This window comes from Pseudomonas sp. P8_229, assembly GCF_034008635.1.
Lineage (GTDB): Bacteria > Pseudomonadota > Gammaproteobacteria > Pseudomonadales > Pseudomonadaceae > Aquipseudomonas.
This window is the reverse complement of record NZ_CP125378.1, coordinates 696,488-722,507: the sequence shown is the minus strand read 5'-3', so window position 1 is coordinate 722,507 and position 26,020 is coordinate 696,488. Positions and strand designations below refer to the sequence as shown.

The 26,020-nt window shown below is 61.5% G+C and carries 26 protein-coding genes; 13 read left to right on the top strand and 13 right to left on the bottom strand.

The window, feature by feature from the left end; translation table 11 throughout:
- Positions 1–51 precede the first annotated feature (51 nt).
- The 4 genes from QMK55_RS03070 to QMK55_RS03055 all read right to left on the bottom strand — a co-directional run bounded on the left by QMK55_RS03070 (position 52) and on the right by QMK55_RS03055 (position 1,589).
- The gene (locus QMK55_RS03070) at positions 52–585 is read right to left on the bottom strand and encodes an NADPH-dependent FMN reductase (RefSeq protein WP_256588181.1); all 534 of its coding nucleotides are present in this window, start codon (positions 583–585) and stop codon (positions 52–54) included.
- A 185-nt stretch (positions 586–770) separates the two neighbouring features.
- On the bottom strand, positions 771–986 hold the full coding sequence (locus tag QMK55_RS03065) for a helix-turn-helix domain-containing protein (protein WP_413787266.1): 216 nt from the start codon (positions 984–986) through the stop codon (positions 771–773).
- Between the two features lie 50 nt (positions 987–1,036).
- Complete coding sequence (locus QMK55_RS03060) at positions 1,037–1,243, bottom strand: hypothetical protein (RefSeq protein ID WP_102356762.1); 207 nt, start codon at positions 1,241–1,243, stop codon at positions 1,037–1,039.
- Positions 1,244–1,313: 70 nt separating this feature from the next.
- Positions 1,314–1,589, bottom strand: coding sequence for a hypothetical protein (locus tag QMK55_RS03055; protein ID WP_102356727.1), 276 nt, complete (start codon positions 1,587–1,589; stop codon positions 1,314–1,316).
- Positions 1,590–1,756: 167 nt separating this feature from the next.
- Here QMK55_RS03055 and QMK55_RS03050 point away from each other — a divergent pair, with 167 nt between their 5' ends.
- Complete coding sequence (locus QMK55_RS03050; RefSeq protein WP_102356726.1) at positions 1,757–2,086, top strand: hypothetical protein; 330 nt, start codon at positions 1,757–1,759, stop codon at positions 2,084–2,086.
- Positions 2,087–2,143: 57 nt separating this feature from the next.
- Here QMK55_RS03050 and QMK55_RS03045 read toward each other — a convergent pair whose 3' ends face one another.
- A complete protein-coding gene (locus tag QMK55_RS03045) occupies positions 2,144–2,557 on the bottom strand; it encodes a VOC family protein (protein ID WP_320328651.1) in 414 nt (137 codons plus the stop codon).
- A 202-nt stretch (positions 2,558–2,759) separates the two neighbouring features.
- On the opposite strand from QMK55_RS03045, the gene QMK55_RS03040 reads away from it, so the two are divergent.
- Positions 2,760–4,571 carry an ABC transporter ATP-binding protein gene (locus QMK55_RS03040; RefSeq protein WP_102356724.1) on the top strand — a complete coding sequence of 604 codons (1,812 nt, stop codon included), beginning with the start codon at positions 2,760–2,762 and terminating at the stop codon, positions 4,569–4,571.
- Here the strand turns inward: QMK55_RS03040 and QMK55_RS03035 are convergent.
- Positions 4,568–5,512: an alpha/beta hydrolase gene (locus QMK55_RS03035; protein WP_320328650.1), complete on the bottom strand. Its 945-nt coding sequence runs from the start codon at positions 5,510–5,512 to the stop codon at positions 4,568–4,570. The two genes, QMK55_RS03040 and QMK55_RS03035, sit on opposite strands and share 4 nt — an antisense overlap.
- A 109-nt stretch (positions 5,513–5,621) precedes the next feature.
- Positions 5,622–6,620 (bottom strand): NAD(P)H-quinone oxidoreductase, encoded by a 999-nt coding sequence (locus QMK55_RS03030; RefSeq protein WP_102356722.1) that lies wholly within the window; start codon positions 6,618–6,620, stop codon positions 5,622–5,624.
- 173 nt (positions 6,621–6,793) lie between these two features.
- Between QMK55_RS03030 and QMK55_RS03025 the strand changes: the two genes are divergently transcribed.
- Complete coding sequence (locus QMK55_RS03025; RefSeq protein ID WP_102356721.1) at positions 6,794–7,669, top strand: LysR family transcriptional regulator; 876 nt, start codon at positions 6,794–6,796, stop codon at positions 7,667–7,669.
- 247 nt (positions 7,670–7,916) lie between these two features.
- Positions 7,917–8,354, top strand: coding sequence for a hypothetical protein (locus tag QMK55_RS03020; RefSeq protein WP_320328649.1), 438 nt, complete (start codon positions 7,917–7,919; stop codon positions 8,352–8,354).
- A gap of 49 nt (positions 8,355–8,403) precedes the next feature.
- Here the strand turns inward: QMK55_RS03020 and QMK55_RS03015 are convergent, their stop codons facing one another.
- Complete coding sequence (locus QMK55_RS03015; protein WP_102356719.1) at positions 8,404–9,126, bottom strand: pirin family protein; 723 nt, start codon at positions 9,124–9,126, stop codon at positions 8,404–8,406.
- A gap of 212 nt (positions 9,127–9,338) precedes the next feature.
- Here QMK55_RS03015 and QMK55_RS03010 point away from each other — a divergent pair, with 212 nt between their 5' ends.
- Together QMK55_RS03010 and QMK55_RS03005 are read left to right on the top strand one after the other, a co-directional pair.
- The gene (locus QMK55_RS03010; protein ID WP_320328648.1) at positions 9,339–10,289 is read left to right on the top strand and encodes a GlxA family transcriptional regulator; all 951 of its coding nucleotides are present in this window, start codon (positions 9,339–9,341) and stop codon (positions 10,287–10,289) included.
- 159 nt (positions 10,290–10,448) lie between these two features.
- Positions 10,449–11,906, top strand: a complete 1,458-nt coding sequence (locus QMK55_RS03005) for an ATP-binding protein (protein ID WP_320328647.1) — start codon at positions 10,449–10,451, stop codon at positions 11,904–11,906.
- On the opposite strand, the gene QMK55_RS03000 is transcribed toward QMK55_RS03005, so the two are convergent.
- Positions 11,868–14,765 carry an ATP-binding protein gene (locus tag QMK55_RS03000; protein WP_320328646.1) on the bottom strand — a complete coding sequence of 966 codons (2,898 nt, stop codon included), beginning with the start codon at positions 14,763–14,765 and terminating at the stop codon, positions 11,868–11,870. The genes QMK55_RS03005 and QMK55_RS03000 overlap by 39 nt on opposite strands.
- 134 nt (positions 14,766–14,899) lie before the next feature.
- Positions 14,900–15,331, bottom strand: a complete 432-nt coding sequence (locus tag QMK55_RS02995; RefSeq protein ID WP_102356715.1) for a helix-turn-helix domain-containing protein — start codon at positions 15,329–15,331, stop codon at positions 14,900–14,902.
- A gap of 211 nt (positions 15,332–15,542) precedes the next feature.
- Between QMK55_RS02995 and QMK55_RS02990 the strand changes: the two genes are divergently transcribed.
- From QMK55_RS02990 to ycaC, 5 genes are all read left to right on the top strand, one after another.
- Positions 15,543–16,466 carry a LysR family transcriptional regulator gene (locus QMK55_RS02990; RefSeq protein ID WP_320328645.1) on the top strand — a complete coding sequence of 308 codons (924 nt, stop codon included), beginning with the start codon at positions 15,543–15,545 and terminating at the stop codon, positions 16,464–16,466.
- A gap of 77 nt (positions 16,467–16,543) precedes the next feature.
- Positions 16,544–16,960 carry a DoxX family protein gene (locus QMK55_RS02985; protein ID WP_102356713.1) on the top strand — a complete coding sequence of 139 codons (417 nt, stop codon included), beginning with the start codon at positions 16,544–16,546 and terminating at the stop codon, positions 16,958–16,960.
- Positions 16,953–17,579: an antibiotic biosynthesis monooxygenase gene (locus QMK55_RS02980; protein WP_102356712.1), complete on the top strand. Its 627-nt coding sequence runs from the start codon at positions 16,953–16,955 to the stop codon at positions 17,577–17,579. Before QMK55_RS02985 ends, QMK55_RS02980 begins: the two co-directional genes overlap by 8 nt.
- 30 nt (positions 17,580–17,609) lie before the next feature.
- The gene (locus QMK55_RS02975; protein ID WP_102356711.1) at positions 17,610–19,448 is read left to right on the top strand and encodes an amidohydrolase; all 1,839 of its coding nucleotides are present in this window, start codon (positions 17,610–17,612) and stop codon (positions 19,446–19,448) included.
- A gap of 68 nt (positions 19,449–19,516) precedes the next feature.
- Positions 19,517–20,140 (top strand): isochorismate family cysteine hydrolase YcaC, encoded by a 624-nt coding sequence (gene ycaC / locus QMK55_RS02970; RefSeq protein ID WP_102356710.1) that lies wholly within the window; start codon positions 19,517–19,519, stop codon positions 20,138–20,140.
- A 101-nt stretch (positions 20,141–20,241) separates the two neighbouring features.
- Here ycaC and QMK55_RS02965 read toward each other — a convergent pair whose 3' ends face one another.
- Positions 20,242–21,666, bottom strand: a complete 1,425-nt coding sequence (locus QMK55_RS02965) for a mechanosensitive ion channel family protein (protein ID WP_102356709.1) — start codon at positions 21,664–21,666, stop codon at positions 20,242–20,244.
- A gap of 102 nt (positions 21,667–21,768) precedes the next feature.
- Positions 21,769–22,785 (bottom strand): alpha/beta hydrolase, encoded by a 1,017-nt coding sequence (locus QMK55_RS02960; protein WP_102356708.1) that lies wholly within the window; start codon positions 22,783–22,785, stop codon positions 21,769–21,771.
- Positions 22,786–22,914: 129 nt separating this feature from the next.
- On the opposite strand from QMK55_RS02960, the gene QMK55_RS02955 reads away from it, so the two are divergent.
- Complete coding sequence (locus tag QMK55_RS02955; protein ID WP_320328644.1) at positions 22,915–23,802, top strand: LysR family transcriptional regulator; 888 nt, start codon at positions 22,915–22,917, stop codon at positions 23,800–23,802.
- A gap of 596 nt (positions 23,803–24,398) precedes the next feature.
- The gene (locus tag QMK55_RS02950; protein WP_320328643.1) at positions 24,399–25,205 is read left to right on the top strand and encodes a class I SAM-dependent methyltransferase; all 807 of its coding nucleotides are present in this window, start codon (positions 24,399–24,401) and stop codon (positions 25,203–25,205) included.
- A 117-nt stretch (positions 25,206–25,322) separates the two neighbouring features.
- On the opposite strand, the gene QMK55_RS02945 is transcribed toward QMK55_RS02950, so the two are convergent.
- Positions 25,323–26,015, bottom strand: coding sequence for an N-acetyltransferase (locus QMK55_RS02945; protein ID WP_320328642.1), 693 nt, complete (start codon positions 26,013–26,015; stop codon positions 25,323–25,325).
- Between the last annotated feature and the right edge of the window lie 5 nt (positions 26,016–26,020).

The window sequence follows — 26,020 nt, the reverse complement described above, 5'->3', positions numbered from 1 at the left end:
CGTCTATGGCAACTCGAAGGAACGCCATCGGGTGAAACCCGTGTTGGAGTATCAAAAATCTTGATTTTCGAGGCGTCGTTTAAAGGCGCCGAGTGCAGTAACGATCTTTGGTCCCATCACCGGGTCGGTGGCGATGCTTTCGGCGCTCAGTTGGCTGGACAGGAGGTTAACAGTCATTGACGCTTCCTCGATGATGCGAGCGGACATCGTATCCAGTACCAGGCGTAATGCAGCTTGCGCGTGACTGGCTCTGGGTGACGCGTTGAAAAGCGCGACAGGCTTGCCCGGAAACTCTGCACTGCTCACGAGCCAATCGAGCATGTTTTTGAATGAACCGGGAATACCTCGCGCGTATTCGGGGCATGAAAACAACAGCCCGTCCGCTTGCCCGATAATTGAGCATAACGCGATGACTGCCTCAGGGGGATCTTCGAGCAGATCCGGGTTGAAGTGAGGCAATGCACCTATACCGTCGTAATGCATGACCAATGCCCCTTCAGGGCATAGACGCTCAGCTGCTCGGAGCAAAATTGAGTTGGAGGAGGTCTGGCGCAGACTTCCAGAGACAGCAAGCAGGCATACCATTTCAACACCGTCCGTGATTCGTGAGTCGGTGAAGTTTCGCACGAGCCTGACCTCACACACCATTGCTGCAGGGCAATGCAGCAATGGACATGTTCTTGCATCTTGTTGCTACGAACGAATGAACACGGCACTCGCTGAAACACAGTGGGTGATCCTCTGAAGGATCCAGCTCTGGATGCCAGGTTTTACCGGCGCTGCTGTTTTGGGGAGACGTTCAACAGGCGGCGCATAAGTCGCCGCAGGGCGGTGGCATCCTTGTATCCCACCTGCTCGGCAATGGATTCAACGGAGTATCGGCTGGTTTCCAGGAGCACGCGGGCCCTGTTCAGTTGCATACGCTGGACCGGGTTCAAAGGCCGGTTGCTTTTCGAAGGTGCCGCATTGCCATTGGCCTTTTTCATTCGCGTGAGTTTTGCGCGGCGGCTCAGAAGTTGCTGCGCGCAGGCAGGGCTCAATGCAGAACCCTGCGGCTCTCACCAATCCTGATCCGGTCCAGCGCCCGGTTCAGTGCATCCAGTGCATCCAGAAGCGCCTTTGCCTCAGCTTCCCGGCCGTCGCCCCACAGGCGCTCGGCCATTTTGTTAAGCGCCTGGATCGAGCGTTCGATGTCAGCGGCGGTGGTCGCTGTGACTGGAGTTTGCGCTGGTTTTTTCGGCATTCGCTCATTCATCTGCAGGAAATTGACAATCTCCAGCATGATCGGCGTTCACTGCCGTTCAATCCAGTGGTTACTGTTTTGGCTTGCTCTGAATGTCTTCCGAGTCGCTGGAGGTCGCCGTGTCTTTCTCGGTTTCTTTCGATTCTGCGCCGGAGTTCGAACCCGAGGCTTCTTCACCTTTTTTGTTGGCTTTCTCTTCGTTGGATTCAGACGTGTTGCTGGACTGGTTCACGCCCGGAATGGCAGTGGGTGGCGCGGCGGATCCTGCCTTCTCGGTTGCCAGTGAGAAGCCCGAGCCCGTCAACATCAGGCTTGCCAGTGCCAAGGTTGCAATTGTCTTGTTCATTTCCAGACCTTCCGTACGAGGGGTGTAGCGTATTGGAGACACGGGCAGGGCCAGGGTGCCGCCCGTTGGACGAGCGGCAGGCGCTGAAGCAAGGCGGCAAATTGCTGGCCCCCTGGTTTCCCCGGACCGGGCAAACTCGCCTTTTTTCAAAAGGTTAGGTTGGCTATATGCGGACGATTGTCATAACCGTTGCAACGCTTTCCCTGGCTGCATTTGCCTCGGGAGTCCAGGCGAAAGAGTTGAGCAAGAGTCATCGGTTTGCCTGTACGTGGGGTTCAGACATCGCTGCCGGTGCCCAGCAGTCGAAGCTGTCGGGGATATCCCTGTACGGTGCGCGCAAGCAATTGCAGGTGCGCAAGTTCCAGCAACCGTGGATGCGCATGACGGCGATGGGGATCACCGAACAGACTTACAACAGTACCTCGACGCTCAAACCGGCGGCGGTCAAGCAGACCTATTACGAGCAATGCGTGCGGCATGAGCTGGCCCAGCGATAATCAGAAAAGCCCAATCTGAAGAGGTTGGGCTTTTTCATGCCTGACGAAACCTCAGCGTCACTTGTCGCGCTCGCAATTGACCATCCATGACACGCCAAAGCGGTCCACCAGCATGCCGAAGCGAGCGGCCCAGAACGTCGCCTCCAGCGGCATGTCGACGCGGCCGTCCTTGGCCAGCGCATTAAACACTCGCTCGGCTTCGGCAATGCTGTCGACATTGAGGGAGATCGAGCACCCGCTCATGCCCCCGGTCGGCCGGTCAGGTGTGGTGTCGGAGGCCATGATCATCTGGTCTCCGACCTTCAGGCAGGTATGGATGACCAGGTTGTGGTGCTCTTTCGGTACGTGCTCGGCGGCGGGTGTTTCGCCGAAGGTCATCATTGCTTCGAGTTTTCCTTGCAAGGCTTGCTCGTAGAAGGTGAAGGCTTCGCGGCAGTTGCCGTTGAAGATCAGGTAGGGATTGATTCTCATGGTAGCGGTCCTGGCAGTAGGCGCGGAGTGAGGCGATTTTCGCCAGGTTCCGCGAAAGGCGGTTAAAACATAGCAGAGCATTGGACGCCGGAACGGGCAGAGTTTTTCCAGATGTTTTTCTCATGAAAAGGCCCAGTCTCAGCACGGAATAAACCTGCGGAGTACCATGGCACGCTCTACCCGTTGCCGAGCGCACCATTGCATGCCTTTGATTTCCCGATTCAACGCTCTGTTCGATCAGGCCCGGCGCGCCTTGTTGCTGGTCTGGGCGACGTCACGCGGATTATTTCTGGGACTGGTGCTGGCGACCCTGATTGCCGGTGTATTGCCGGCGCTGGCCGCGTGGCTGGGCCAGCGTATTGTCGATGCGGTGGTGACGGCGATGCAGATGCACGCGCAGCAGGGTGATGTGCCACTGTGGCCGGTATTGCGTTATGTATTGATGGAGGCGGGGGTATTGGCGCTGTTGTCCGGCACACAACGAGCGTTGTCGGTCCAGCAGTCGCTGCTGCGGGTGCAGTTGGGACAGAAGGTCAACACGCTGATTCTGGAAAAGGCGCAGACCCTGTCGCTGGTGCAGTTCGAGAACTCCGAGTTCTACGACAAACTGGTCCGCGTGCGCCGCGAAGCCTCGACCCGGCCGCTGGCGTTGGTGATGAAGTCGCTGGGATTGATCCAGAACCTGATCATGCTGATCAGCTTCGGTGTGTTGCTGGTGCATTTTTCGCCGTGGGCACTGGTGTTGCTGGTGGTCGGCGCGTTGCCGGTGTTTTTTGCCGAGGCGCACTTTTCCGGCGATGCTTTCCGCTTGTTCACCCGCCGTGCGCCAGAGAGCCGACAGCAAAGCTACATCGAAACCTTGCTGTCCCACGAGGCCTACATCAAAGAAGTCAAACTGTTCGGCTTCGCGCCGTTGCTGTTGCAGCGTTACCGGGACACGTTCGCCAGACTTTATGCCGAGGACCGGCGCCTGACCTTGCGTCGCGATGGCTGGGGTTTCGGCCTTGGATTGCTCGGCACCGGGGCTTTCTATCTGGCTTATGCCTGGGTGGTGATCGACGCAGTGCATGGCAATATCAGTCTGGGCCAAATGACCATGTACCTGGTGCTGTTCAAGCAGGGACAGGGGGCGGTCAGCAGCAGCCTGAGCGCGATCAGCGGTTTGTACGAGGACGGTTTATACCTGTCGAACCTTTACGAATACCTGGCCGAACCGGTGCTGGCCGACTCCGGTCATCTCACTGTCGGCGCGCAACCGGGCGATGGCCTGCGCTTTGAAAACGTCGGCTTCCGGTATCCGGGGGCCAACCGTGCGGCGCTGGAAGGTATCGACCTGCACCTGGTGCCAGGCAAGAGCATGGCGCTGGTGGGGGAGAACGGCTCAGGCAAGACCACAATGATCAAACTGCTGACTCGCCTGTATCGACCCGATCAAGGGCGTATTCTGCTCGATGGCAGCGACTTGCAGGATTGGGAAGAGACCACGCTGCGCCGGCGTATCGGCGTGATTTTCCAGGACTACATCCGCTACCAGTTCACCGTGGGTGAAAACATCGGCGTCGGCGATACCGCGGCGTTCAATGAAGAGCAACGCTGGAAGGCCGCGGCTGCCGAAGGCATGGCCGCACCGTTCATTGAAGGACTTGACCGCGGCTACGCCACGCAATTGGGCCGCTGGTTTGCCGGTGGTCAGGAATTGTCCGGTGGGCAATGGCAGAAGATTGCCTTGTCCCGGGCCTACATGCGCCGCGATGCCGACATCCTGATCCTCGACGAACCGACCTCGGCGCTGGACCCTGCTGCGGAAGCGGCGGTGTTCGAGCATTTCAGCCAGCACACCGAAGGTCGCATGACCTTGCTGATCTCCCACCGTTTTTCCAGTGTGCGCAACGCCGATCAGATCATCGTTCTGGAGGGCGGGCGGATCCTGGAGCAGGGCGATCACGACAGCCTGATCGCCGCCAACGGACACTACGCCAGCCTGTTCGATCTGCAGGCCCGTGGTTATCGCTAGGAGTCCTGGGCGCTGCGCGCCACTGTCGGGCTGGCCACACGAGGCGCGGGTCTGGACTGCATCAGTGCATCGATCGCCTTGCGGTAATTCTGTCCGCCCAGCGCCATGCTGTTGTTGTGGGTGGCGCCAGGCACCAGCAGCAATCGCTTGGGCTGTTGCGCGGCGTTGAACAGCTGCTCGCTGAAGCGCGGCGGCACGAAGGCGTCGGCCATGCCGTGCACCACCAGCAGCGGCATGTGAATTTCGGCGATCTTGTCGATGGAATCGAACTTCTGCGACAGCAGCCAGCGCACCGGCAGCGAGGTGTTGGCCACTGCAGCCGCCACATCGGCGAGAGAGGTAAATGTCGACTCGATCACCAGGCCCTTGACCGGCAGCGGTGTATGGTCCCGGGCAGCGTCCTGGCCGAGTTCGGCCGCCAGATCAATCGCCACAGCGCCACCCAGGGAGTGGCCGTAGATCAGGCGCTTGCTCGGGTCGGGCTGCAGCAGTTTGAAGCGCTCCCACGCCACGCGGGCATCTTGATACACGCTGCTTTCCGAGGGCAGATCACCCTTGCTCTGGCCGAAACCACGGTAATCGATGGCCAGTACCGAGTAGCCCGCCGCGCGCAATTGCTCGATACGGAACAACTGCCCGGTGAGATTCCAGCGCACACCGTGCAGATAGAGAATCGCCGGGGCATTCGGCCGTTCTGCTGGCCACCACCAGGCATGAATGTTCTGCCCGGCCTTGAAGCTTTTTGGCTGCAAGTCGAGCTCCTGCACGCTACCCGGCAAGCCGTGATACCAGCCGGCCGTGCCTGGCTCGATGCGAAACAGCAGCTTGCGCTCGGTGTGTTCGAGAACGGCACAACTCGTCGGTACGCCAATGATCAGCGCAACCATGCAGGCGAACGCCAGACGACGGCGACGCAGACGGGTCATGAAGGAAAGGAACATTAAACGGTTCACCACAGCGCAGACAAAGAAGGCTTTTTACCAGATGCCTTGGTCTGCGCGTGAGTTTTTCGACCGCCGTGTGCCCGCAACGATTACAAAATGCTGCGGCTCAATCCACCCGCAGGACGATTTTGCCGATGTGATCACCGCTTTCCATGTGCGCGTGCGCCTGGACCGCATCATGCAGCGAATAGACTTGGTCGATGATCGGCAGGCAACGCCCGGCCACCAGCACCGGCCAGACGTGCTCGCGCAGCTGTTCGGCGATTTCGGCCTTTTCCTCTGCGGTTCGCGCGCGCAGCAGCGAACCGGTGATCACCGCGCGCTTGGCCATGATTGCCAGCAGGTCGATGTCGTTGGCCTTGCCACCACCGAGAAAGCCCAGCATCACCAGTCGGCCATCCATCGCCAGTGCGCTGACATTACCGTTGAGATACGAGGCGCCCATGATGTCAAGAATCGCGTTTACACCTTGGCCTGCGGTTTTCTGTGCGATGACGGTGGCGAAATCCTGCTCGCGATAATTGATTGGCTGCCCACCCAGTTCGCTGATCGCCGCGCATTTTTCCGTGCTGCCGGCGGTGGCGAAGGTTTCGATACCGAATTCGCGACAGAGCATCAGCGCGGTCGTCCCGATGCCGCTGGTGCCGCCGTGAATCAGCACCCGCTGGCCACGTTGCGCGCCACCGAGGCCGAACAGGTTGGCCCACACGGTAAAGAAGGTTTCCGGGAGGGCGGCGGCCTGTACCCAGTCCAGCCCCTCGGGGATCGGCAAGGTTTGCCCGGCGGGCACCGTGCAGTACTCGGCGTAACCACCACCGTTGGTCAGCGCACAGACCTTGTCACCCACGGCAAAGCCACTGACACCGGCACCCAACGCGACGACTTCGCCGGCCACTTCCAGACCGGGGATCGGGTTCATGCCGGGCTTCATCGGGTACTTGCCGGCGCGTTGCAGGGCGTCCGGGCGATTGATTCCGGCAGCGCGCACGCGGATCAGCACCTCGCCGGCTGCCGCGACAGGCAGCGGTACGCGCTTGGGCTGCAAGACTTCGGGGCCGCCGGGTTGAGTGATTTCGATGCGGGTCATTTCGCTGGGCAGTGTCATATCCGGTCCTGTTGCGTAGGGGGTCTGTAGGTGGGAGTTCAAGTCTTCGGCAATGATTCCCTTCAAAAGCCTTTCAGGCTTGAGAACAGTGGCGAGGATATCGGCTATTGTTGCTGCTTTGGCGCAGCGATTTGGCGGCACGGTGATGCAAATCTGCATCGGCAGGAGATGAGATGAACTGGGATGACGCACGGGTATTTCTCGCGGTCTGTCGCGAGTCGACGCTGCGCGGGGCGGCGCGAGTGCTTGGCGTGGATCAGGCGACGGTCGGACGGCGGATCACCGCGCTGGAAAAGTCCCTGAGCGCGACGTTGTTCCTGCGCACCTCCGACGGCTATGCGCTGACTGCAGTCGGTGAAGCGGCGCTCAGGTCCGTGGAGAAAATGGAGCATTCGGCGCTCGAGCTCGAGCGGCAGATCCAGGGCCTGGATGATCGCCTGACCGGCACGGTGCGGGTCAGCACCACCGATTCGCTGGCCATCGACTTCCTGATCCCGGCCATCGCCCGCTTGCATGAACAGCATCCGGACGTGCGCGTGCAACTGGACGCCTCCACGCAGATGCTCAGCCTGGCCAAGCGCGAAGCGGACATCGCCGTACGCAATGCCCGGCCGGACAACCCGGACCTGATCGCCCGGCGGATCGCACGCTGGCCGACCGGGCTGTTTGCCGCGCAGACTTATGTCGATGCCCACGGCGTACCTGAGCAGGGCAGTGCTTTCGCGGGGCATGATCTGGTGGTCTATCAACCGTACCTGCAGAGCAACAAAGACCTGACGCTGGTGGGGGAGCCGATCAGTCGCGGGCGCATCGTCGCCAGTCTCGGTTCGAGCCTGCTGATGCGTCGCTCGATTGCGGCGGGTATTGGTGTAGGAGAAATCCCGGTGTACATGGGCGAGCGCGACGGGCTGGTCAGGCTCTGGCCGCAGCGTACCCGGCCGCAGCCCTATGAAGTGTGGCTGGTGACCCATGCGGATCTGCGCCATACCGCGCGGGTGAGGGCGGTGATCGAACAGATCGTCGAGGTGTTTGCCTCGGAAAATGAGTAGCGCGTATTGGCAGTGGTGAACTCACAACGCCTGACGAAAAGGCCTACGCCGATAGCAGAATCCGCTGGCTTGTAAGCCGAAGGACCGAGGGCTATTGTTTTCAAAGGCTGGGGCGAGGCAGCACGCTCGCACTCAAGTGACATACCACGGACGGTATCGGTAGCCCGATAAAGGTGTCGAATTGAAAGCCAGGGAATTCAGTCATTTTCAACGTGACACAACGAGTAAAGGCCAGGGTACGCAAGTCATGGGCGCCATCAGTCGCGAAGAGTTCAATGCCAGGATCGAGACCATCGAGACACGAATGGATGCTCGGCTGGATGCGGTATCAATGAAAATTGACGGGTTTTTATCTGTTCAGCTGGAGCGAGACAAAACTCAAGTCGAACGTGACAAAACTCAAGTCGAACGAGACAAACGCTACGACCTGATTACGCAAGAGATGCGCAAAATTGCCGAAGGTGCGCAAGACGCCGCAAGGCAAGGGGCCACCGTCAAGGCCAACGTCTGGGCAGCAACGGCCGTCCAGTTACTGGGAATCGTCGCTATCGTTGTCGGGGCCTATTACGCCAACCAGGCCAACATGTATGTCGCCATACAAACCACCCTCGCCGCCGTTCAGGCAGGCAAGGACGTTCACGCCCCCCAACCGTCGATGCTGCCAAACCCATTTCCACCACAATAAAAAACGGCCTTCAAATGAAGGCCGTTTTTGCAGGCGTCGAAACCCTGCCTTATGGCATTTGCGGCAACTCCTGCGGTTGCAGATCAAACACCAGCACCTCGGCATCCACGCCATTGTTCAAGGTCAGGGCCTGCTCTTCACGTACCCGCACACCGTCGCCTTCCTGCAACTGCACGCCGTTGAGTTCAACGCTGCCACGCGCCACATGCACGTAGGCGTAGCGGTTGGCCGGCAATTTCAGTGTCGCGCTTTCCTTGCCGTCGAACAGGCCGGCGAAGACCCGGGCGTCCTGACGTACTTTCAATGAGCCATCAGCGCCGTCCGGCGAGATGATCAGTTGCAGGCGACCGCGTTTTTTCTGCGCGCTGAAGTGCTCCTGCTGATAGCGCGGTTTGGCCCCGGCCACTTCCGGCACGATCCAGATTTGCAGAAAGTGCACAGGCCGGGTGGCCGAATGGTTGAACTCGCTGTGGGCCACGCCGCTGCCGGCACTCATCAGTTGCACGTCACCGGGACGGATCACCGAACCGGTGCCGAGGGTGTCCTTGTGTTCCAGTGCGCCTTCGAGCACGTAGGAGAAAATCTCCATGTCGCGGTGCGGGTGCTGGCCGAAGCCCTTGCCGGCCGCCACGCGGTCGTCGTTGATCACCAGCAGGTCGGAAAAACCCTGCTCACGCGGGTCGCGGTAGCTGGCGAAGGAAAAGGTGTGGAAGGACTTCAACCAGCCATGATTGGCGAGGCCGCGGTCGGAAGCTTTGCGAATAGTCAGCATGATCAAATCTCCTGGCGGGACGTTGATTCGTCCGAGTGAGGAGAAGGTTACTGTTAACCGAGTCGTGCAATAAGTAGATGGAAATTGAAACACTGTCCCTCTCAGGTGGACAGTTTTGTGTACCCGATCACGCATTCTTTTCGCCGCTCTCCACGCACTTGGCCATAATGCGAGGTCTGGCTACTTTCCCTTGATTTCAGTGATGTTTACCCATGAAAACCGTGGCAATGGTGCTGTTTCCTGACTTTCTTCTGCTCGACATGGCGGGGCCCATGGAGGTGTTTTCGGTCGCCAATCGTTACTTGAAAGCCGAAGATCACTACCAGTTGCTCACCCTGGGCACCGAGCGCGGAATGCTGCGCGCCTCCAATGGCGTACAGGTGCAGACTGATCGCCATATCGACGATCCGTCCCCGGCCTGTGACCTGCTGCTGGTCCCGGGTGGCCCGGGCGCCTATAACGAAAAGCACCCGCAGCTACTCGCCTGGTTGCAACGGTCGGTGGGGCAGGCTGGCCGCTATGGTTCGATCTGCACGGGTGCCTTTGTGCTGGGCCATGCCGGTCTGCTCGATGGTTATCGTGTGACCACCCACTGGAACTACACCGAACGGCTGATCAAGGCCTTCCCCAAGGCGCAGGTGGAGACTGACCAGATCTACACCGAAGACCGCAATCTGATCACCTCGGGAGGCGTGACCGCCGGCATCGATCTGGCGTTGGCCGTCGTCGCCCGGGATCATGGAAAAAAAGTCGCCCAGGACGTGGCCAAGGTTCTGCTGGTGGTGATGAAGCGTCAGGGCGGGCAAGCGCAGTTCAGCCCGTTGATGGCGGCGGTGGCCCCTCAGGAAACTGCCATCACCCGGGTGCAGAACCATGTGCTGGAACACCTCGACGAAGCGTTTACGGTCGAGCGCATGGCCGGTCTGGCGAACATGAGTACCCGGCACTTTGCGCGGGTGTTCGCCCGGGATGTGAACATGACGCCGATGGAGTTTCTGCAGAACGCGCGTATTGACTGCGCGCGTAAGCTTCTGGAAACCAGCGAGTTGCCGTTGAAGACCGTGGCCTATAAAAGCGGTTTTGGCAGCGTGCGCCACATGCGTTTTCTGTTCGCTGAAAAGCTCGGTCTGACCCCGGCGCAGTACCGCGAACAGTTCAGCTAGAGCGGTTTTGTCCGTCCGGTGCATCCGGATGTCCGTGCTGCGCCCTGCACGGAGGTTGTGCCGTCACCAACGCCTGCCAAGATAAAGGTAACGCTTGGAAGGGAGAGCCGCCGGAGGCTGAGAGCATGAAGCTCGGACCCGCTGGCGCTGGAAAACGGCATGAACAGCCACAACGATTTGCCCGCTGCATCGGTCCTGTATTTTGGGCCATACGCGTTTCATCTGCGCCAACGACTGGTCCTCGACGGTGACCGGCAGTTGCGCATGGGCGGGCGCGCCCTGGATATTCTCCAGGTACTGGTCGAACGCGCCGGTCGGGTGGTGCGCAAGGAGCAACTGATCGCCTGGGTGTGGCCGGACAGTGTGGTCGAGGAGATCAACCTGCGGGTGCACATCGCTGCATTGCGCCGGGCGCTGGGCGACGGTGAGAACGGTCAGCGCTACATCGTCAACGTGCCGCAATGCGGCTATTGCTTCATCGCCCCGGTGCACGCTCGAAATGTTGCGCAAGTGGTGTTCGAAACCCTGCACGCCCCGCAGCATAATTTGCCTGCGCGCCTGACCCCGGTGATCGGCCGCGATTCGCTGGTGGGCAGCCTGGTGCGACAAATGCCGCTGTGTCGGCTGATGACCCTGACCGGCCCGGCCGGGGTCGGCAAATCCACGGTGGCACTGCGTGTGGCGGAGTTACTGCTGCAGCATTACCGCGATGGCGTCTGGTACATCGATCTGTCCGTTATCGATGATGCTCCGTCGTTGCTCGACCATCTGCTGCGCACCCTCGACACCACGTTCGAGTCGTTAGCCTCGCGCCATTCCTTGCTGGTGCTGGATAACGGCGAACGCCGTCGTGAATCGTGCCGGGCGCTGCTCGAGCGACTGCTGCTGGCGGCGCCACGGCTGGCGCTGCTGGTCACCAGTCGCGAACCGTTGCAGGCCGATCTCGAGACCCTGCAAGCGGTGGCGCCGTTGACCTTTCCCAAGGCATCGACGCCGGGCACTGTCGACGAGGCCATGGGCTATTCGGCAGTGCAACTGCTGGTCAGCCGCGCTCGTGCCCGTCAGCACGATTTCAGCCTGCGCGAGCAGGATCTGCCAACCGTGTGCGACATCTGTCGGCGCCTCGACGGCTTGCCGTTGGCCATTGAACTGGCGGCCGCGCAGATCGATGCGCTGGCGCTGGTGGGGCTGCAGACGCAACTGGATAACGGTCTGCGCCTGCTCAGTCATGGTCGACGCACGGCGGTAGCACGGCTTCAGTCCATGAACGCCGCACTGGAATGGAGCTATCAGGATCTCAAGGCCAGCGAGCAACGGGTCTTGCAGCGCCTGTCGGTGTTCAAGATGGCCTTCACCGAGGAGGCTGCGTTGCAGGTCATTGATGGTGCGCATCTGACGGCGATTATCGAGCGCCTGGCCGCCAAGTCATGGCTGACGGTGGAGCGGGGCGCAGATCCGCTGCGCTATCGGATGCTCAATACCGTTCGCTGTTATGTCCGTGAACAGCTGGAAACCAGCGCTGAGCTAAGCGACATCGTGCACCGTCATACCCTGTACCACGGACGAAATCGATCCGGCTCAGGTGTGCAACTCGCCGCGCAACGCGTCGAGCAGTAAGCGCACCTTGCGCAAATCCGGGGTGGCGTAGCCTTCGCTGAAGCGTTGGTAGATCGGGGTCAGCAGATCCAGTGCTTCGCGATGACGGGACTGGCGCTGCCATAGCTGTGCCAGGGACGTGGCGCTGCGCAGTTCCCAGGCCAGGGCGCCCTGGGATCGGGCGATGGCGAGGGCGTCTTGCAGAAGTTTTTCTGCCTGCTCGACGCTGCTGGCGGTGCCTGGGTGATTGCCTTCGCGAGCAGGCGCGCTCCCACAGGCAGGCGGGCTCTTGTGGAAGCGAGCTTGCTCGCGAAGGCGTCCCTGCGGACAACCCGACTCTTCAGCCAATAACCGTTCAGCCTCGGCCCGTAAAACCTCCGCTGTGCTCCAGCCTGCCGCGCCACAGCGTGCGCGTTCCAGCAAGGCCTCATCGATGTAGCGCGCATCAAGCGTGACCATCAGCTCCTTGATCAGCCCGTTATCCGCCGGGGCGACGGGCTGGGCCAGGCGCTCATTGATGACCTGCGCATAGTGCCGTCCCCAGGTGTGGAACAGCAGCACCGAGTGCTTCTGCGCCTGCTCCAGCAACAGCTGCAACAGCGCGCGGGCGGTCTTGGGGTCGCCGTTGTAATGCGCGATCAGGCAACTGGCCAGGGCCAGGGTGTAACAGATCGAGGTGCCGTGGTTGATCTGCACGGCGATGTCCAGTGCCTGCCGCGCAGTGCGCCATGCCTGTTCGGGAAACCCTTGCAGCCATAGCACCCGGGCGAGAATGGTCAGTGAAGCCACGCTCTGGTCGTACTGCACGCCAAAGCCGTGGGTGAACCGGTTGCGATAGCCACTGTGGGCCATGCGCTGGATCACTTGTTCGGCGCTGATCCGCGCTTGCGGCTGGTCACCGGCAAAGTGCAGGGCCAGCACCCGCAAGCGATGAATACTCAACGACAGCAGCGGGTCGTCGTGGCCCCCGAGGCGGTCGAACTGTGCGCTTTGCTGCAAGGCTGCCTGGTAATGGCCGCAGCTGAGATTGACCGCCAGGTGTCCGGATATCGCGCGCAGTTGCCCGGCGACGTCGCGGTGTTGTTGCGCCAGCGCGTTGGCCTGAGTGAAGGCCTCGATGGTCTCCGGCGAACCGCCCCAGGTGTGGTAGCAGGCACTGCCGAGCGCCAGTTGCAGGGCGATTTCCAGCCGTGGGCAGGGTTGCTCGGCACTGGCGAGCAAGGTCAATGCCTGGCGCACATGAGCGCCATATTCCTTGAGCAATGACAGTTCTTGCCACAGCGCGGCCGACGTCGCCGTCAGACGGACTCCAAGAGCGCGTGCCCCGGCACCGTACAAACTCCAGTCGAGGGCGGCGCGCAGGTCTTCCAGACCTCGGGCATAACGCTCGATCCATTGCGTGGTCGGGGTGTGTTCCCACTCGGCTTGCGCCTGTTCCATCAACGTCAGATAGCGCTCGGCGTGGCGTTCGCGCAGGGTTTCACGTTCGCCGCTGTGTCCGAGTTTTTCCAGCGCGTAATGGCGCGTGGTATCGAGCAGTCGATAGAACACTTGTTCATCGCCGACATCCACATTGAGCAGCGATTTGGCCACCAGTTGCGTGACTGCCGCGAGCACCTGCACGGGCTCGATATGCTGCCCGACGATCACCGCCGCGGCCGACGCCAGGCTGAAGCTGCCGCGAAACACCCCGAGGCGACGCAGGCAGGTCTGCTCACAGGGCGTGAGCAGGTTGAAACTCCAGTCCAGCGTGGCATGCAACGTCTGGTGCCGCGCATGGCGCTGGTGGTTGCCTGCCGCCAGTGGATGCAGATGATCCTGCCACTGCTGCAGCAAGCCGCTCAGGCCGAGGCTTTCGACTTGCGCCGCCGCCAGCTCCAGCGCCAATGGAATACCGTCCAGGCGCCGGCAGATTTCAATTGCCAGCGGCAACTCGGCGTCGCTCAACTCAAAGTGTTCGTGGGCGACCATGGCCCGTTCGACGAACAGTTGCAGCGCGGCAAAAGCCATCGCCTGTTGGCGATCGAGACCGCTTGTCGCCGGCGGGCAGTCGAGTGAATCCAGACGCTGCACGAACTCGCCTTCAGCGCGCAGGCTTTCGCGGCTGGTGGCCAGAATGTGCACCTGTGGTGCGCCACGCAGGAGGCTCTCGGCGAGCAGTGCCACGGCATCGATCAGGTGCTCGCAATTGTCGATCACCAGCAGCATCTGCCGCTCGCGCAAATCGTTGATCACCGCCGTCATCGGCTCGCCGTCATGCACCGACAGATTGAGCAGGGTCGCCAGTTGCGAGGCGATCAGCGCCGGGTCGTTGAGCGGCGCCAGATCCAGCAGGCGAATGCCGTCGCGGTAGCGTCCGATCAACTGTTCGGCAACACGCAGGGCGACGGTGGTCTTGCCGATCCCGCCGGGGCCGACCAAGGTGATGCAACGCTGCAGCGGCAGTTGCTGCATCAGGCTATCGACCAGCGGCTGGCGGCCGATCATCCGGGTATGGCGCAACGGCAGATTGTGTCGACCCGGAGCCGCTTCGCGCGGGCGTTGTTCGCTGGCCTGCACCGTCAGCGGGGCGACGAAGCTGTAGCCGCGCTGGGCCACGGTGACAATGTAGCGCTGACCGGCCTGGCCATCGCCCAGCGCCTTGCGCAGGGCGGCCATGTGCACCCGCAGATTGATATCTTCGACCACGCTGTCCGGCCACACGCCGGCGAGCAACTGCTGTTTGCTCACCACTTCGCCGGCATGCGCCAGCAGCATCAGCAGAATATCCATGGCGCGCCGGCCCAGGCGCAGCGGCTGATCGCCTTCCATGACCAGTCGTTGCCCGGTGTATATCCGATAGGGGCCGAAACCGATGGCCTGATTCGGGGAAAGACTCAACAGCACACTCCTGCGGTGATGCGGCGATCCGGGCACAGGGGCGCTGCGTGAAGACGCAGACCGTCTGGTGCAAGGTATCGCAGCATATTCCTCAGGTTTGGCCATCAGTGCAACGGCAGGTTCTTGGGTAACGCTCAAAAGTTCATGGGCCGTGTCTTGGTGTCTTTGCCTTCGCGCATGATCTGGCAGCGCCAGGCGAACGGGTTGATCCCTTCGCTACGGGTGAACATGTGACAGAAGTGCGCCTGATCGCAGAAGCCGCACTCCAGACTGATCTGCGTCAGGCTCAGGCCGGTATGGCGGATCAACAGCTTGGCGCGGGCGATGCGCTGTTCGCGGATCCAGTCCTGCGGTGCCTGACCCGTGCTGGCCTTGAACGCCCGGGAGAAATGGCTGCGTGACAGCGAACAGGCACGTGCCAGCTCGGCCACTTCCAGGCTTTCTCCGAGGCGTTCGAGAATCAGTTGTTTGACCTGCCGCTCCCGTTGCGGGCTGAGGCCACCGAGGGGAGGCTTGCCGGGTTCGCTGGCAGGGGCGAGGGCAACGGATTGCTGTAGATGAGCCATGGCCAAGGTCCGTGTCGTGGGGGGAACACACACCGGGCGTGTTCCCTCGGGGCAAAAAACAACGCTGCGCAGAGGCCTTCATTGTTAAGACGGGCGGCGCAGACTGACGAGTTAATCGTTGTTAATTCGCGGGCCTGACCCACGCGCAAAGCACCGTTGATCACGTAAAGTGCACAGCACTGACGTCTGCTCATCGAAGGAGCTGGAGCCCATGAACCGTAACGATCTACGCCGCGTCGACATGAACCTGCTGGTGATTTTCGAAGCGCTGATGTTCGAAAAGAACCTGACCCGCGTCGCCGAAAAACTGTTCATGGGCCAACCGGCAGTGAGCGCTGCGCTTGGCCGTTTGCGCGACCTGTTCGATGACCCGTTGCTGCTGCGCAACGGCCGCAGCATGGAGCCGACCGCCCGCGCACTGGCGATCCTGCAGGAGCTGCAACCGGCGATGGACGTGATTTGCGGCGCGGTCAGCCGGGCCAAGGAATTCGACCCGGCGAGCAGTTGCGACGTGTTCCGTATCGGCCTGTCGGACGACGCCGAATTTGGTCTGTTTCCGCCGCTGCTGCGCCAGCTTCAGCAGGAGGCGCCGGGGATCGTTGTCGTGGTGCGCCGCGCCAACTTTCTGCTGATGCCGGCGCTGCTGGCGTCCGGGGAAATCTCCGTCGGCGTGAGCTACACCACCGATCTGCCGGCCAACGCCAAGCGCAAGAAGCTGCGTGACATCCCCTGCAAGGTGCTGCGCGGTGACGACCGCCCGGGGCCACTGACCCTCGACGAATACTGCGAACGCCCGCATGCGATGGTGTCGTTTTCCGGTGATTTGAGCGGCAACATCGACCTCGACCTGGCCAAACTCGGCCGCCGTCGCCGCGTGGTACTCGGCGTGCCGCAGTTCAGTGGCTTGCGCGCCTTGCTCGCCGGCACCGAAATGATCGCCACCGTACCGGATTACGCTGCCTGTGCACTGGTTGAAGGCTGCAACCTGCGCGCCGAGGATCCGCCGTTCCCGATCGATGCGGCGCAGCTGTCGATGGCGTGGAGCGGGGTGCACGACAACGACCCTGCCGAACGCTGGCTGCGCTCGCGGATCAGCCAGTTCATGGCGGCGCCACTGGACATCCCGCCCGCCTGAAAGAGAGCACATCCATCCAATTTCCCCCCGCCCGCACCGAGCATGATTCACCCCGATAAGAAATAAAGGGTGAGGTCATGAACGCTTCTCAAAAGGATGAACGGGCGCGGGACGTCGGTTTGCTGTTTCTGCGGGTCAGCGGCGGATTGTTTCTGCTGTGGGTCCACGGCTTGCCCAAGCTGTTGAACTTCAACGCGCAATTGCAGCAGATCGAGGACCCGTTCCACCTCGGCGCGCACCTCACCCTCAGCCTGGCGATTTTTGCCGAAGTCCTCTGCCCGCTACTGATCGTCGGCGGGGTGCTGGCGCGATTGGCCTGCTTGCCTATTCTCTTTGTGCTGCTGGTGGCGCTGCTGGTCGTGCATCCGCAATGGAGTGTGGCCGAGGGGCAGTTCGGCTGGTTGCTGTTGATCCTGTTCGCCACTGTGTTCATCGCCGGGCCGGGACGGCTGGCGTTCAATGTTCGCTTGCCCGGAGTGCTGCGTCATGCCTGAAGCCCTGAGTCCAAAAGCACCGGGGTCCGATGAGACCGTGACCCTGATCGTCAAGCACCGGGTCAAGGCCGGACTTGAACAGCCTTACGAGGCGTGGTTGCGCAACATCGTCCGGATCGCCGGGCAACGCGAAGGCCATCTGGGCGTGGACGTGGTGCGCGGCAAGCTCAAAGGCCTGGACACTTACACCTGCGTGCTGCGCTTTTGCTCCACGGCGGCCATGCAGCTGTGGCTGGAGTCGCCGCAACGTCAGGCGCTGGTCGACGAAGCGGCGCCAATGCTCGCCGATGGCGACCAGACTGAAGTCGCGCCGGTCAACGAGTTCTGGTTCGCGCCGCTGGCCGATGCCGCCAAGCCGCCGCCGCGCTGGAAACAAGCGGTGATCACCCTGCTGGTGATTCTGCCGCACACCTTGCTGGTGCCACTGATCTGGGGGCCGCTGCTCAAGTTGCATCCGCTGCTTTCCAATTACGTGGTCGCCACGTTCCTGATCACCCTGACCATCGTCCTGTCGGTGGTGTACGTGTTCATGCCCCGCGTGACCCGATTGTTTGCGCCGTGGCTGGAAGCCGGTCAGGCCCATGCTCACATCGAACCGGCCAAACAGCCGTCACGCTGAACCCCATTCATTTACTCGGAAGGAACTGCGATGAACGCCGATCTGATTCTGTTCAATGGCCAATTTCACACCGTCGACCGCAGCAAACCGCTGGCCAGTGCGGTGGCGATCAAGGACGGCCGTTTTGTCGTCGTCGGTAACGACACCCAGGCCATGGCCCTGCGTGATTCGGCCACGCAAGTGATCGACCTGCACGGCCGCTGCGTGATCCCCGGCCTCAACGATTCGCACCTGCACCTGATCCGTGGCGGCCTCAATTACAACCTCGAACTGCGCTGGGAAGGCGTGCCGTCGCTGGCCGACGCGTTGCGCATGCTCAAGGAGCAGGCCGACCGCACGCCAACCCCGCAATGGGTGCGCGTGGTCGGTGGCTGGAACGAATTCCAGTTCGCCGAAAAACGCATGCCGACCCTCGAAGAGCTCAACCAGGCCGCGCCGGACACGCCGGTGTTCGTCCTGCACCTGTACGACCGCGCGCTGCTCAACCGCGCCGCACTGCGGGTGGCCGGTTACACCCGCGACACGCCGAACCCGCCGGGTGGCGAGATCGTCCGGGATGCCAACGGCAACCCGACCGGGATGCTGGTGGCGCGGCCGAACGCGATGATTCTGTATTCGACGCTGGCCAAGGGGCCGAAGCTGCCGCTCGAATATCAGGTCAACTCGACCCGTCAGTTCATGCGCGAACTCAATCGCCTCGGCCTGACCAGCGCGATCGATGCCGGCGGTGGTTTCCAGAACTATCCGGACGACTATCAGGTGATCGAGCAACTGGCCAAGGACGACCAGTTGACCGTGCGCATCGCCTACAACCTGTTCACCCAGAAACCGAAAGAAGAGCTCAGCGACTTCCAGAATTGGACCGGCAGCGTCACCCTGCACCAGGGCGACGACTATCTGCGACACAACGGCGCCGGCGAGATGCTGGTGTTCTCCGCCGCCGACTTCGAAGACTTCCTCGAGCCGCGCCCGGACCTGCCGCAAACCATGGAGCAGGAGCTGGAGCCGGTGGTGCGCCACCTGGTCGAGCAGCGCTGGCCGTTCCGTCTGCACGCCACGTACAACGAATCGATCAGCCGCATGCTCGACGTGTTCGAGAAGGTCAATCGCGACATTCCGTTCAACGGTCTGCCGTGGTTCTTCGATCACGCCGAAACCATCACCCCGCAGAACATCGAGCGGGTGAGGGCGCTGGGCGGTGGCATCGCGATTCAGGACCGCATGGCGTTCCAGGGCGAGTACTTCGTCGATCGCTACGGCGCGCAGGCGGCCGAGGCCACGCCGCCGATCAAACGCATGCTCGCCGAAGGTGTACCGGTAGGCGCCGGCACCGACGCTACGCGGGTTTCCAGCTACAACCCGTGGACCTCGCTGTACTGGATGGTCAGCGGTCGCACCGTTGGCGGTCTGGCGTTGTACGAAGAAGGTCTGCCGCGCACCACTGCGCTGGAGCTGTTCACTCACGGCAGTGCGTGGTTCTCCTCCGAGCAGGGCAAGAAGGGCCAGATCAAGGTCGGGCAACTGGCGGATCTGGCGGCGCTGAGCGCGGATTTCTTCCATGTCGAGGAAGAAGCGATCAAGTGGATCGAGTCGGTGCTGACCGTGGTCGGCGGCAAGATCGTCTACGCCGCCGGCGATTTCGAAGACCTTGGCCCACGCTCGATTCCAGTGCTGCCGGACTGGTCGCCGGTGGTCAAGGTTCCGGGCCACTGGCGGCCGAACTCGCCATTGCAGGCGCAGGTGCATCAATGCGTTGGCGCCTGCGCGGTGCACTCGCACAGCCACGAAAAAGCGCGTCTGTCGAACGCACCGGTCAGCGACTTCGCCGGGTTCTGGGGCGCGTTCGGCTGTTCCTGTTTCGCCTTCTGATTCCTACAAAAAAAGCGCCGGCCAACCGGTACGGCGCTTCCCGCAACATCCATCCCAAGGAGTTTCCCATGAGCGTTCCCTACAAACGTCTGAACAAAGATGATGCAGTCGTGCTGCTGGTCGATCACCAGACCGGTCTGATCTCGCTGGTGCAGGACTTCACGCCCAACGAGTTCAAGAACAACGTGCTGGCGCTGGGCGACATCGCCAAGTTCTTCAAATTGCCGACCATCCTCACCACCAGCTTCGACGCCGGTCCCAACGGCCCGATCGTGCCGGAGCTGCGCGAGCAGTTTCCGGACGCGCCGTTCATTCAGCGCCCAGGCCAGATCAACGCCTGGGACAACGCAGACTTCGTCAAGGCGATCAAGGCCACCGGCCGCAAGCAACTGATTATCGCCGGTGTGGTGACTGACGTCTGCGTAGCGTTCCCGACCCTGTCGGCCATCGCCGAAGGCTATGAAGTGTTTGTGGTTACCGACTCGTCCGGCACCTTCAACACCACCGTGCAACAAGCAGCGTGGGCGCGGATGTCGGCCGCCGGTGCGCAACTGTTGAACTGGTTCTCGGTGGCGTGCGAGCTGCAGGGCGACTGGCGCAACGACATGGAAGGCCTGGCGCATCTGCTGTCCGAACGCCTGCCGAACTATCGCAACCTGATCAACAGCTACACCAAGTTCACTGCCAAGTAATTGCTTGAACTGAAAGTGCCCGCTTGATTGCGGGCATTTTCATGTGCAGTAAAAAGAGGCGCAACCCACCATCCCCTGTGGCGTTCAACTGTCTGATGGGGCTAGCGGTTTTGCAGCCACCCAAGAAAACCGCCCTTGCGCATCGGCGCCGGTTTCGCCATCAACGCGAGGCGGCTGTTCTGCTGACGCACGGCCTGCAGTTTGTTCAGCGCCTGACCGACTTCGCTGCGCTGCTCCATGCATTGGCGGGTCAGGGCTTTGTCGAGGCGGTAGATGATGCTCGACGTCAGCGCCGTGAACGTGGCTTGCGACGGCGTGTCGGCGAGGATGCTCTGTTCGCCCATGACCTCGCTCGGCCCCATGCGCCCGGCTTCGGTCTGGCCACTGCCATCGGGCACGGTTGCGCTGACCACGCCAGTGGCGATGACAAACAGACTGTCGGGGACTTCATCCAGCCCCAACACTACCTGACCGGCTGCGTACTGTTGCGCGACCATCGATTCGGCGAGGCGATCGCGTTCCTCATGACTCAACGAGCGGAACACTTTCACTTCATCGAGCAGTGCCCGGGCGCGGGTCGAAGGCTCGATCACGCCATCGGGATGCCGGGAAATACCCGCGGCTTCGAGATGACGGTGGGCGAGGTCGAACAGTTGATTGCGCACCTCGCCTTTCTTGCCCAGCTCACTGATGAAGCCACTGGCGACGTACTCCGACATCTCTTCACCGGCCTCTTTCAACACGGCTTTGGGCGGCGGATTCAACAGCAGACTGCTGCTGCCTTGCAGTGTGCGGTCGAGGGCGTCGAGCACCCGCCGTGGGCGGATATGATTTGGCACCTTGATGCTGATCGAGACACCGTGCAGGTTGGTCGGGCGACTGAGATTGACGATCTTCGCCTTGGCCGCCACCGAGTTCGGCACCACGGCCAGGGTGCCGACACTGGTCAACAGGTGCGTGGCGCGCCAGTCAATGTCGAGCACCTTGCCCTCGACGCCGTCGATCACCACGAAGTCGTCCACCTGATACGGCTTGGTGGTGTTGAGTACAATCCCGGAAAACACGTCGCTCAAGGTGCTTTGCAGCGCCAGACCGACCACGATCGCCACCACCCCGGAGGTCGCCAGCAAGCCTTTGACCGGCAGATCCAGCACATAGCCGGCGGCCGCGACGATCGCCGCCAGAAACACCAGCGCGCCAATCACGTCCTGCAACAGCCGACCGCTGTGGCCGATACGCCGCATCAGCACCAGGCCGATCACTTCGGTCAAAACGCGTGCGGCGTACAGCCACCAGACAATCCCCAGCGCCGTCGCGCCGAGCTGCGCCACGCGGTCATCGGTAAGCACTGGCGCCAGCAACGGGCTGATGCCGGCGTTGATGATCAGTGCACTGAAGCCGAGAAACAGCGCCAGCCGAACAGCGACTTTCGGCGCGCGGTGGGTGAAGGGGGTGAAGTGCCAGAGCAGACCATCGAGTACCAGCAGCACGGCACTCCAGGACAGCAGGTGGTTGAGGAGGGGCATGGCGATCTCCGGAACTGCATGAACATTGGTGTTGAAGAGGCTTTTGTGGTGAGGGGATTCAAAAAAACTCACCACACCGTTGGGTGTGGTGAGAGATCGGCATCAGTTCAGATGCGTCTTCAGTTCAGCCGCCGCCTGCCGCACGGCCGCTTTCACTTGCGCAATCTGACTCAGCGGATTGAGCAAGCCAAAGTCATGAATCATCCCGTTGTAGCGCACCGAGGTCACCGGCACGCCGGCCGCATCCAGGTGCCGGGCGTAGCCTTCACCTTCATCGCGCAACACGTCGAACTCGGCGGTCTGCACCAGCGCAGCGGGCAGGCCCTTGAGCTGTTCGGCGCTGGCGTTGAGCGGCGAGGCATGGATCTGCGCGCGCTCTGCAGCGTTGGTGGTGTAGTTGTCCCAGAACCACTGCATCATGCCTTTGGTGAGGAAATGCCCCTCGGCAAATTGCTGGTACGAGCCGTCGTCGAACTGTGCGTTGGTTACCGGCCACATCAGCAGCTGGAAGCGCAGCGCCGGGGTTTTCTGTTCCTTGGCCATCAGTGCCACAACCGCCGCCATGTTGCCGCCAACGCTGTTGCCGGCCACCGCCAGACGCTTGCCGTCTACGCCAATGTCCTTGCCATGTTCAGCCACCCATTTTGTCGCGGCGTAGGCCTGATTGATCGCCGTCGGGTACTGCGCTTCCGGCGACGGCGTGTAATCGACGTACACCGCGACCGCGCCGGAACCCACCACCAGATCACGAATCAGGCGCTGGTGAGTCGGGTAATCGCCCAACACCCAGCCGCCGCCGTGGAAGAACATGAACACCGGCAACTCACCTTTGACCTTGGCCGGGCGCACCACTTTGAGGTTGATCGTCTGGCCATCGACCTTGATCGACTTGTCGCTGACTTCCACCCCGGACAGGTCGACGTTCACCGAAGCCTGAGCACCGGTCAGCACTGCACGTGCATCTTTCAGGCTCAATTGCTCCAGGGGTTTGCCACCGCCAGCGGCGAGGGCTTCGAGGAATGCCTGGGTGTGCTGTTCGACACCCGGGCTGCCGGCGGCGAAGGCGTTGCCGATGGACAGGGCGAGGAAGGACGCGGTCAGGGTCTTGGTGAGGTTCATGCTCAATTCCTTTTTCGAGAGTTTGTTGTGTTGTGTCGGGCTGTTTTCAAACCGTGAACACAGATTAATGAGCTGTCGAAAAGTGAAAAAGCGGCTATAAAGCGTTTGACTGTCTACCAGAGAGTGACAATGAACCCGTTCGAAGACATGCGTATTTTTTGTCAGGTCATGGACTCCGGCAGCTTTACTGCTGCGGCTGATCAGTTGGGCCTGTCCAAGCAGTTCGTCAGCCGTCGTTTGATGCAGCTTGAAGAGCGTCTCGGCGTGCGGCTGCTGAACCGTTCGACCCGGCGCCTCGACGTCACGCCACTGGGCCAGAGCTATTACGAGTCGGCGCTGCGCCTGCTGGGCGAAGTCGAGCAGGTCGAGCAAGGCATTGCCGGGCAGACCGCAGAACCGCGCGGGACGATTCGCGTCAGTGCGCCGCTGTCGTTTGCCGTGGCGCATCTGGGGTGTCTGCTGCCGCTGTTCCTGCAGCGCTATCGTGAAGTCACCGTGGAGGTGGACTTGAGCGACCGCCCGGTGGACCTGCTCGGCGAAGGCTACGACCTGGCGTTGCGCATCGGCGTGCTGGAAGACTCGACGCTGATCGCCCGACGCATCGCCTCCATCGAACGGGTGTACTGCGCTAGCCCGGCGTACCTCGCCGAACGCGGTACACCGCTCAAACCCGAAGACCTGCATAGCCACGACTGCCTGCCATATGGCCATGGGCGTTCGGTGCAGTGGCGCTTCAACGCGGGGCAGGGCAAGCCGTTGCTGGTGAACGTCACCGGGCGCATGCGCGTCAACAACGGCGAGTTGCTCAGAGACGCCGCCGTGCAGGGCATGGGGGTTACCTATCTGCCGACGTTCATCGTTGGCGTGGCGCTGAAGGACGGGCGACTGGTGCCGGTGCTCGACGACTACAGACCGGAACCGCTGACCCTGTCGGCGGTGTACCCGCAACATCGCCAGGCCTCGCGGCCGGTGCAGGCGCTTGTCGAATTCCTGCGCGAACGCCTGAATCAGATGTGACCACGCCAAAAATGTGGGAGCGAGCCTGCTCGCGAAAGCGGTGGTTCAGTCGATGAAGATGTTGGCTGGATCGACGCCTTCGCGAGCAAGCCCGCTCCCACAAGATTTCAGCCAGAACGCAAGATTTGCCTACTTCACAAAACCTGTGGGAGCGGGCTTGCTCGCGAAAGCGGTGGTCCAGTCGATGAAGATGTTGGCTGGACCGACGCCTTCGCGAGCAAGCCCACTCCCACAAGATTTCAGCCAGAACGCAATATTTGCCTACTCCACAAAACCCGTGGGAGCGAGCCTGCTCGCGAAAGCGGTGGTTCAGTCGATGAAAATGTTGGCTATGCCGACGCCTTCGCGAGCAAGCCCGCTCCCACAAGATTTCAGCCAGAACGCAAGATTTGCATACTTCACAAAACCTGTGGGAGCGAGCCTGCTCGCGAAAGCGGTGGTTCAGGCGATGAAAATGTTGGCTGTGCCGACGCCTTCGCGAGCAAGCCCGCTCCCACAGGGGGGCGTGTGAGGGCTTACAAGTTCGCAACAACCCGGATTGTCGGGCTGATTTAGACTCGGGGCCGCTCAATCACGAGCATCGTCCGGAGTGCGCCATGGAAGTGCCCAACAATAAAACCGCCATCGACAGCAATCGACAGGCGTGGAACGACTCCGCTCGCCATCACCGTGAGTCGGTGGAATGGCAAGCGCTGTTGAACGACGTGTCACAGGCTGATTTCTCCTGCCTCGACGACACCTTGCGCGGCCTGCTGGAACAGGTCGGTGTGGACGGCAAAGCGGTGATTCAACTGGGTTGTAATAACGGCCGCGAAAGCCTGTCGCTGTTTGCTCTCGGCGCGCGAGCGGTGGTCGGGGTCGATCAGTCGAGTGCCTTCCTCGAACAGGCCCGCGAGTTGAATCAGCGCTCGCCGTACAACGCCGAATTTATCGAAGCCGATGTCCATCATCTGCCGGCCTCACTGCACAGCCGCTTCGACGTGGCGCTGATCACCATCGGCGTCCTCAACTGGATGCCCGATATCGGCGAGTTCTTCCGCCATGTCGCCTCGACCCTGAAGCCGGGCGGTAAGCTGGTGATCTACGAAACCCATCCGTTTCTGGAAATGGTCGACCCCGACGGCGAAGACCCGTACCGCCTCGCCACTTCTTACTTCCGCGCCGAGCCGTTCGTGCAGGAAGAACCGATCGTCTACGTCGGCAAGGTCGAGCAGCAGGCGGCCAAGTCCTACTGGTTCGTGCACACCCTCGGCGCGATCTTCAGCGGCGCCATCGGGGCAGGGCTGAACATCGCGCACTTCAAGGAATACCCGCATTCGAACCGGGAAGAGGTGTACGACCAGTACCTGAATCAGCCAGCGCAGATGCCGCTGTGCTTCACTCTGGTCGCCAGCAAGGCCTGATGGACCCATCGCGAGCAGGCTCACTCCTACAGAGGATTTGTGTACGACACCCGTCCACTGTAGGAGTGAGCCCGCTCGCGATGGCGGCCGAATGGCCACCACACCGTTAACGATTGATCAAGCCTGGGCCGCGGCACTCACCACCGATGGCTCCGGTTTGCGCAGTTTATCCAGCCGTGAGCCTTCATAGCGGCTTTCGCGGTAGAAGCGCCAGCGGCCGAACAGGCCGTAGACGTGGGTGATGCGCCCCTGTTCGTGGTAGCCCATGCGGATGTGCAGTTTCATTGCCGGGATGTTGCGGGTTTCGCAGGTGTCCACGACGGTGTGGCAGCCTTGGGCGGCCATGGCTTCCCAGAGGGCGACCTGCACGTCCACCGACAGACTGGTGCCGAAATACGGCCGGGCCATCTCGCCGCCGAACTCGAAGAATTCACCGGGTTTGACCGGGAACCAGCAGCCGTAATAGTGACGGTCGTGGTAGTCGCGAATACTGCCCCAGATGAACGCCACCGCATGACCTTCGGCATCCAGGTACATGTGTCCGGTGTGGCCCTCGGCAGCGAGTTCGGCCATGGTCTCGACGCGATCACCAAAGTGCCTGGCGAAGGCCCCGGTGTTGTGCGGCGTGATATCGACTTTGCGCACTCCCTCGTACGGACGCAGCTTGTGCGGCGGTACCGGGGTCACCAGATCGCGCTGCATCCACATCAGTTCCCAGTGGAAGAACACGTAGCGCTTCCACAGACCGGCGAAGAAATGGCGAAAGCCTTTTTGACGGATACGATCACGCAGTTTTCCGATGACGTTCATGTTGC